The sequence below is a fragment of the Xenophilus sp. genome (assembly GCF_044462705.1).
Taxonomy (GTDB): domain Bacteria; phylum Pseudomonadota; class Gammaproteobacteria; order Burkholderiales; family Burkholderiaceae_C; genus Xenophilus; species Xenophilus azovorans.
Genome location: NZ_JBIQNC010000223.1, coordinates 1 through 7,389, shown reverse-complemented (window position 1 = coordinate 7,389; position 7,389 = coordinate 1). Strand labels below are relative to the sequence as shown.

Genomic DNA, 7,389 nt, shown 5'->3' with positions numbered 1-7,389 from the left:
TGCAGAAGATGACCCTGTCCACGCTGCAGGGCATGAACGTGCGCATGGAGGACCTTGCCAACGCCTTCGCCCGCTCGACCGTCAGCGCCGCCGAAGCGGTGCGCGGCGCCGCAGCAGCAGCGGCGTCCGCGCCGGCGGAGCCGCCGCAGCCGGCACCCGAGCCGCCGCCCCCGCCCGCCGCGCCCGAGCCCGTGCAGGACGAGGCCGATGCCGAGGAGGAGCAGGAGCAAGAGCAGCCCGCCGACGCCGCTGCGAAGCAGGCCGAGGCGCCGGCCGCCGCGCCGGGCGTGATCGACCCGCTCCAATGGTGGGGCGCACTCACCCAGCAGTTCCGCGAGATCGCCAGCAACGCATTGCAGGACGCGGCCCACCTGCGCATGCCGGTCATGCCGGGAGGCGATGCAGGCGCCGCCAGTGCGAAACGCAGGAAGGCCGCCGCCCCCGCTGCCGCGCGCAAGACCCCGGCGAAGAAGAAGGCGCCCGCAGCAGCACGCGCGCCGGCCCGCAAGACGGCCGCGCGTGCACGCCCCAAGGCCAAGGCCGCGCCCGCCTCCCGTCGATGACCCTCACACCCGCCGGCCGCCGTGCCGGTCCCTGCCGCCCATGAAGCTGTTCCCCTCCGGCCACGCCACCCATCCGCAATGGCGCATGGCCGCCGGCCTCGTGCTCGCCCAGTTGCGCGCACAGATGGCCCTGCCGGACCACGAGTCCGCCCCCACCCTGGGCCTGCTCTACATCACCGACCACTACGCCGCCGAGGCGCAGGAGATCCTCGACCACCTCGCCGCCGAGCTGCCCGAAATCACCGACTGGGCCGGCACCGTGGGCGCCGGCATCGTCGCCAACAACGCCGAGTACATCGACGAGCCCGCCCTGAGCGTGCTGCTGGCGGCGCTGCCCGGCGACCAGTACCGCGTGTTCTCCGGCGTCGCGCCGCTGACCGCCGGCGCCGGGCCGAACGCGCGCTTCCGGCCGCACACCGCCCTGGTGCACGCCGACGGCGAGACGCCCGACCTGCCCGACCTCATCGCGGAGATTGCGGGCCGCACCGACACCGGCTACCTCTTCGGCGGCCTGTCGTCCGGGCGCACCGGGGCGCTGCAGTTCGCCGTCGGCGGCAACGGCAACCTGCGCGGGCAGGGCGCAGCGCGCGGCGTGTTCCGCGGCGGCCTGTCGGGCGTGGCCTTCGGCGCCGGCGTGCGGCTGGTCTCGCGCGTCACCCAGGGCTGCCAGCCGGTCGCGGCCGAGCGCGAGATCACCGGCGCCGACGGCAACCTCGTGCTGACGCTCGATGGCGCGCCGGCGCTGGACGTGTTGCTGGCCGACCTGAACGTCTCGCTGGAGGACGACCCCGAGCAGGCCATCGAGACCGTGCGCGCCACGCTCGCCGGCCTGGCCTCGCCCGGCGCCGACGGCGGCCGCCGCACGCGCCACCTGGGCGCCGACGTGCGGGTGCGCCACATCATCGGGCTCGACCCCAACCGCCGCGGCGTCGCCATCGCCGACCAGGTCGAGTCCGGCATGCGCCTGGCCTTCGTGCGGCGCAGCGCCCAGGCGGCCCGCGCCGACCTGATGCGCATCTGCGCCGAGATCCGCGAGGAACTGGAGCCGCAGGAACAGAGCCTGGCCGTCGCGCGCGCCGTCGCCGCCACCGACGCCGAGGCCGCGCCGCACCCCGCGCGCCGCATCGCCGGCGCCGTGTACGTGAGCTGCATCGGCCGCGGCGGCCCTCACTTCGGCGCGCCCAACGCCGAACTGCAGATCGTGCGCCACGCGCTGGGCGACGTGCCGCTGACCGGCTTCTTCGCCGGCGGCGAGATCGCACGGCACCACCTGTACGGCTATACCGGGGTGCTGACGGTGTTTGCGACCGACGATTGAGTTTCTTGCCGCGGTTGCGGCTTCAAGCGGCGTTCTGGGTTCTCACGCCTCGGGAATGTCGTGGCCGGCTTCTCGTACGGCCCGTGCCCAGCGCCGGATCGTCGCGCGCAGCGATCGCTGCGCCTGGTCATCCAGAGGCATGGCCTGCACCAGTTGAAGCACCTGCGCGGGCCTGACGTAACCATGCTCGAACAGCGCCATGCAGAACTCGCGGTCTTTCTCGCGTCTGGCGGCGGCCTTGGCCAGGAAGAGATCGAGAACGTCCAGGCAATAGCCCAGCCGCCCCCCGGTGTTGGCATTCTGGACTCGATGCACACGCTGCATCCAGTTCGTCGGCAATGTCGCAGTCTCCGGCCCCACGCCTTGCGCGTAGTACCCGTGGGTCTGGTGAAACTGCGAGCCTTCGCCGATGGCGCCATCGATCCTTTCGGCCAGCTCCGGTGCTTGGAGCGGATAGATATCGGCTTCCATGGACACGGTGAACACCGCTTCGGGGGCGGGCACGGGGCCGAGCATGGACTGGCTTCCGATGATCACGAACTCGTACTGGTCCGTGATGTCGCCGCTGGCGCGGATGATGTGTTCCAGTTCTTCCCGCGTCACGGCTGCTCCCAGGCTTCCACTCCCTCTTGGGCATCACCCATCTCCACGCCCTTCCTGAGCGCGTTGACCTGCTCCAGGATGCGCTGACGCGTCTCCTGCGGAAGCACCGTGACGAGCGGCGAGGCCTGCCGTAGCTGCTGGGCATGGCGGGTGCGGCCGAGCACCTTGCGCCAGGCCCTTGCCTGCAGGACGTCCAGCCACTCCCGCCACAAAGCGGCGGAGCGGGCATCGCCGGACGCCAGCCAGCGCCTGGCGGTGTCCTGTGCCTGCGACACCAGTCCCGGATCGGCCTTGGCCAGGCGCACGGCTTCCTCGTGCAGGGCCAGGCTCTGCAAGTCCTGGAGCCGATGCCGCGTCTCGTCGACCGAAACGCGCACCTGCACCACAGGCGCAGCACGCCGGGATCGCCCTGCGGCAGAGTCGGCCGGCGGCGGCTGCAGCGTGTCGCCTGCCAGCAGCGCCAATTCGCCGCCGATGCCCAGCACGGACATGACCCGCAGATAGGTGCCGATGGACGGTGCGGGATCGCCGGACTCCACGGCCCGCAACGTGTTGCGGGCGATTCCGGCCCGCGCGGCCATGTCGACCGTGCCGATCCCATGCGCTTTGCGTAGGCGCCTGAGGCGGTCGCCCAGTTGCAGCAGCAACTGGCGCTCCAGGACAGGGCTGATTTCCGAAACACTCATCTGGTCGTATTTTTAATCAAAATATTTATTTTTGGTCAAAAAATTGGTCAAACAGCCAATGGCCGAAGCAACGGATACGAGCCTTCGGCCGACGCGTCAAGGCAGGCCCCGAGGTGCCGGGACCGTGACATCTGACGACAATCTGTGTCAAGAAGTGTGTCGTCAAGTCTGGCTTCAACCTTCTCTTTCTCAGAATTCCCTCGAGGGTGACGCTTTCGTCTTCGTTGCCCAGCATTGAAAACGCCGCGCACGGCTGCGGCTCCGAGGAGAAATCTGATGAATAAATTCTTTCGTTCTATATGGAGCGAGTCGCGGGGCGCGTGGGTCGCTGCATCCGAAATCGCCAGGGCGTCCGGCGGGCTCCGCAGCAGTCGGGTGGGGTCGGGACTGGCTTCGGCATTGCTGGGTTTGGTGGCGGGGACGGCGCAGGCCGATGTGTCGCTGGAGGCGGCGACCCCTACCGCGGGTACCACGGGCGCTGTCTGTTCCCGCGCGGGAAGCACGGGAAATTGGACTTGCCAGATCCCGACGGCGGGCGGCAGTTTCGCCACCGTCAGCGGCATCGCGGACAACGCCGGTGTGCCGGACGCAACGGCGATCGCGAACTGGGCGACAACCCACCTGGCGGGCTCCAATGCCGTCGCCATCGGCTCGGCGACGACCACCGCGAACGGCAATTCGTCCGTCGCCGTGGGAGCCGGGGCCGTTGCCGCGACCAACAACTCGGTGGCAATCGGCAACGGCGCATCGGTGACGATGAACAGCAACGGGCCGCAGCGTCCCGGCGGCATCGCCATCGGCAGCGGTGCGTTCGTGCGGCATGAAGACGTCACCTGGACCGATGGCACGACGACCAAGGTCATGACGCCCGGCGGCGGCGCGGAGTCCATCGCCATCGGGGTCAATGCGCAGTCGCACTACAACCAGGAGACCATCGTGGGTTCCCACGCGGGCGAAGGCGCCACCCGCTTCATCAGTGGACCGGCGTCCTACATCACGACCTATGGCAGCGACAGCGTGATGTTCGGCCAGTATGCGGGCCAGAACGCGGAATACCTGTATGCCACCTTCATCGGCGACGAAGCCGGACGGGGAAGCAAGGGGCAGCACAACACCTACGTTGGCCAGAATGCGGCCCGCTGGAGGGACGGAAGCAGCAACACAGCGCTGGGCAGCAACGCCTTGGTCGGCACCAGTGCCACCTCGCACCTCGAGGGCGCTGGCAACACCGCGGTTGGCGCATCGGCCGGCGCCAGTCTGACGGGCGACAACAATGCAGCCCTCGGCCAGAATGCAGGCTATGGCTTGAACGGCTCCGCCAACACGGCCGTTGGAATGAGTGCCGGGCAGAGCGTGCGGGGCAGCTACAACGTCGGCAGCGGCTACCTTTCCGGTGCGGCGGTGCAGGGCAGCTATAACGTCGCCAGCGGATACTTCTCCGGCTACAACGCGCAGGGCAACAACAACGTGGCCAGCGGCTACATGGCCGGCATGTCCGTTAGCGCCAGCGACACGGTGTCCATCGGTACCAGCGCCAGGGGAGCCGCGGACAACGCCATCGCCATCGGCGCTGGCGCGCAGGCCACGGGCGAGAGCAGCATCAGCATCGGCACGGGCAACGTCGTGAGCGGCAAGAACTCGGGCGCGTTCGGCGACCCCAACACCGTCAGCGGTGCCGGCAGCTACGCCTTCGGCAACGACAACACCATCGCCCAGGACAACACCTTCGTGCTGGGCAACAACGTCACCACCACCCAGGCCAACAGCGTCGTGCTGGGCAACAACAGCGCCGACAAGGCGGCCGTGCAGGTCAATGACGCCAGCATCCCCAGCGTGGTGGCCACGCTGAACCCGGACGGCAGCGTCACCTACACGCCCGGCCCGGCCATCACCTACGGCGGCTTCGCCGGCACCGCCACGGGCGTGGTCAGCGTGGGCGCAGCGGGCACCGAGCGCCAGATCGTCAACGTCGCCCCCGGCGCGATCACGGCCACCAGCACCGACGCCGTCAACGGCAGCCAGCTGTATTCGGTGGCCAGCCAGGTCAACGCCATCGGCGGGCAGATCGTGAACATCGTCAACAACGCCAGCTCGCACTACTACAGCACCAACGACGGCGGCACCCAGCAGGCCAACTACGACAACAGCGGCGCGGCCGGCGCCAACAGCATCGCCGCCGGCCCGGGCGCTTCCACGGCAGCGGGCGCCACCGGCTCGGTGGCGATGGGCGCCAACGCCAGCGCCAGCACCGCCAACAGCGTGGCCCTGGGCGCGGGCAGCACCACCACCGCGGCCACCCCCACCTCCGGCACCACCATCCGCGGGCAGGACTACACCTTCGCGGGCGCCAACCCCGCCGGCGTGGTCAGCGTGGGCTCGGCCGGCCAGGAGCGCCAGATCCAGAACGTGGCCGCCGGCCAACTGAGCAGCACCAGCACGGATGCGGTCAACGGCAGCCAGCTGTATGCCACCAACCAGGCGCTGGAGACGCTGAGCGTGACGGCCAACGCGGGCATCAACGTGACCACCGCGGCCACGGGCACGGGGGTGGCGGTGGGCACCAGCGTGGCCAACGTGGGCCCGGGAGGCGTGGCCACCTACACGGCGGGCAACAACATGGTGCTCACGCAAAGCGGGGCGAACGTGGCCTTCGCGGTGAGCGAGAACCCGAACTTCACCAGCGTGACGGTGGGCAACACCCACGTCACGAACAACGGGGTGAGCATCCAGGGCGGGCCGAGCATGACCACCGGCGGCATCAACGCGAACAACACCACGATCACCAACGTGGCGCCGGGCGTCAACGGCACCGATGCGGTCAACGTCAACCAGCTCAACGCCTCGACCGGCAACCTGCAGAACCAGGTCAACGCGCTGGACAACAGGATCACCAGGCAGGGCAAGGAACTGTCCGGCGGCATCGCGGCGTCGGCTGCGATGGCCGTGGTCACGCCGGTGGAGCCGGGGCGCTACCACCTCACCGGCGCCGTGGCGGCCTACAACGGCCAGATGGGCATCGGCTTCAACCTGCTCAAGCGCTCCGACAACGGGCAGACCACGCTGCATGCCGGCGTGGGCTGGGGTTCGGGCGGCAGCAAGCCGATCGCGCGCGTCGGCTTCGGCTTCTCGTTCGACTGACTGCCTGGGAGCAACACACCATGAACAACACGCAAGCAGGACGTCTGCACTCTTCCCTGCGCCTGGCCGCGCTGGCTGCAACCGCTGTCCTGATGGCCGCCTGCGGCAGCACCGGCAGCGTCGTCAAGAGCACCAACGCCGCCTACGGCGCCTCGCCGGATCCGGTGGAGGTGCGCTTTCCCGAGCCTGACAGTGCCTGGCTCAAGGGCGGCAGCTTCGTCGATGTGGATCAACTGCGCCGCATCGGCCGCGGCATGACGAAGAACCAGGTGCGCGAGCTGATCAGCTACCCGCATTTCGGCGAGGGGCTGTTCGGCCCCACCGAGTGGGACTACCTGTTCAACTTCCGCACGGGCAAGGGCGACGAGTTCGTGACCTGCCAGTACAAGGTGGTGTTCAAGGACGGCGTGTCCGACCAGTTCTACTGGCGCGATCCGGCCTGTGCCGACCACCTGAAGCCCAAGGTCAGCGAGGTGGTCCGGCCGGTCGTGGCGGCTGCGCCCGAGCGCTTCCAGCTCGGCGCGGATGCGCTGTTCGCCTTCGACAAGTCGGGCGAGGGCGATATCCTGCCCGAAGGGCGCCGCCAGCTCGACGACCTGGCCGCCAGGCTCAAGGGCGCCTACAGGCGGCTGGACAGCATCACCATCGTCGGCCATACCGACCGGCTGGGCAGCGAGGCCTACAACCGGCGCCTGTCGATGGCGCGTGCCGCGACGGTGCGCGACTACCTGGCGGCGCGCGGCCTGCCGCAAGGCGCGCTGCGCGCCCACGGCGTGGGCGAGGCGCAGCCGGTGGTGCAGTGCGCGGACAACCAGCCGCGCGCAGCGCTGATCGCCTGCCTGCAGCCGAACCGCCGTGTCGAACTGGAGGTGCGTGGCGAACGGTAGGTCGCCGGTTGATGCGAAGCCAGGCACACCTTCGATGCCGCCGCCACAGCGTACTTTCGGCCTCGCGAACGGTATGCGGGCGTACACTTTTCCCGTACGCGGCCTGCGCGGCGGCGACGGCGTGGAGGAGCGCAAGGAAACACAGGCATGGCGACGTTGAACAACCTGCCGGTCAGCTTTCGTGCAGGGCATTC

General features: G+C 69.5%; 6 protein-coding genes and 1 pseudogene. 5 read left to right on the top strand and 2 right to left on the bottom strand.

The window, feature by feature from the left end:
• Window positions 1-563, top strand: a 563-nt coding sequence (locus ACIY1X_RS22825) for a hypothetical protein (RefSeq protein WP_399685041.1), incomplete at its 5' end; no start/stop codon positions are given.
• Between the two features lie 40 nt (window positions 564-603).
• A complete protein-coding gene (locus ACIY1X_RS22820) occupies window positions 604-1,881 on the top strand; it encodes an FIST N-terminal domain-containing protein (RefSeq protein WP_399685038.1) in 1,278 nt (425 codons plus the stop codon).
• A gap of 42 nt (window positions 1,882-1,923) precedes the next feature.
• Here ACIY1X_RS22820 and ACIY1X_RS22815 read toward each other — a convergent pair whose 3' ends face one another.
• Window positions 1,924-2,484 carry a DUF6036 family nucleotidyltransferase gene (locus ACIY1X_RS22815; RefSeq protein WP_399685035.1) on the bottom strand — a complete coding sequence of 187 codons (561 nt, stop codon included), beginning with the start codon at window positions 2,482-2,484 and terminating at the stop codon, window positions 1,924-1,926.
• A complete protein-coding gene (locus ACIY1X_RS22810; protein ID WP_399685033.1) occupies window positions 2,481-3,170 on the bottom strand; it encodes a helix-turn-helix transcriptional regulator in 690 nt (229 codons plus the stop codon). Before ACIY1X_RS22810 ends, ACIY1X_RS22815 begins: the two co-directional genes overlap by 4 nt.
• Before the next feature lie 276 nt (window positions 3,171-3,446).
• Here ACIY1X_RS22810 and ACIY1X_RS22805 point away from each other — a divergent pair.
• From ACIY1X_RS22805 to ACIY1X_RS22795, 3 genes and pseudogenes are all read left to right on the top strand, one after another.
• A pseudogene (locus ACIY1X_RS22805) lies at window positions 3,447-3,881 on the top strand (ESPR domain-containing protein); the annotation flags it as partial.
• A 45-nt stretch (window positions 3,882-3,926) separates the two neighbouring features.
• The gene (locus tag ACIY1X_RS22800) at window positions 3,927-6,308 is read left to right on the top strand and encodes a YadA family autotransporter adhesin (RefSeq protein ID WP_399685043.1); all 2,382 of its coding nucleotides are present in this window, start codon (window positions 3,927-3,929) and stop codon (window positions 6,306-6,308) included.
• 20 nt (window positions 6,309-6,328) lie between these two features.
• Window positions 6,329-7,195 (top strand): OmpA family protein, encoded by an 867-nt coding sequence (locus ACIY1X_RS22795; RefSeq protein ID WP_399685030.1) that lies wholly within the window; start codon window positions 6,329-6,331, stop codon window positions 7,193-7,195.
• Window positions 7,196-7,389 lie beyond the last annotated feature (194 nt).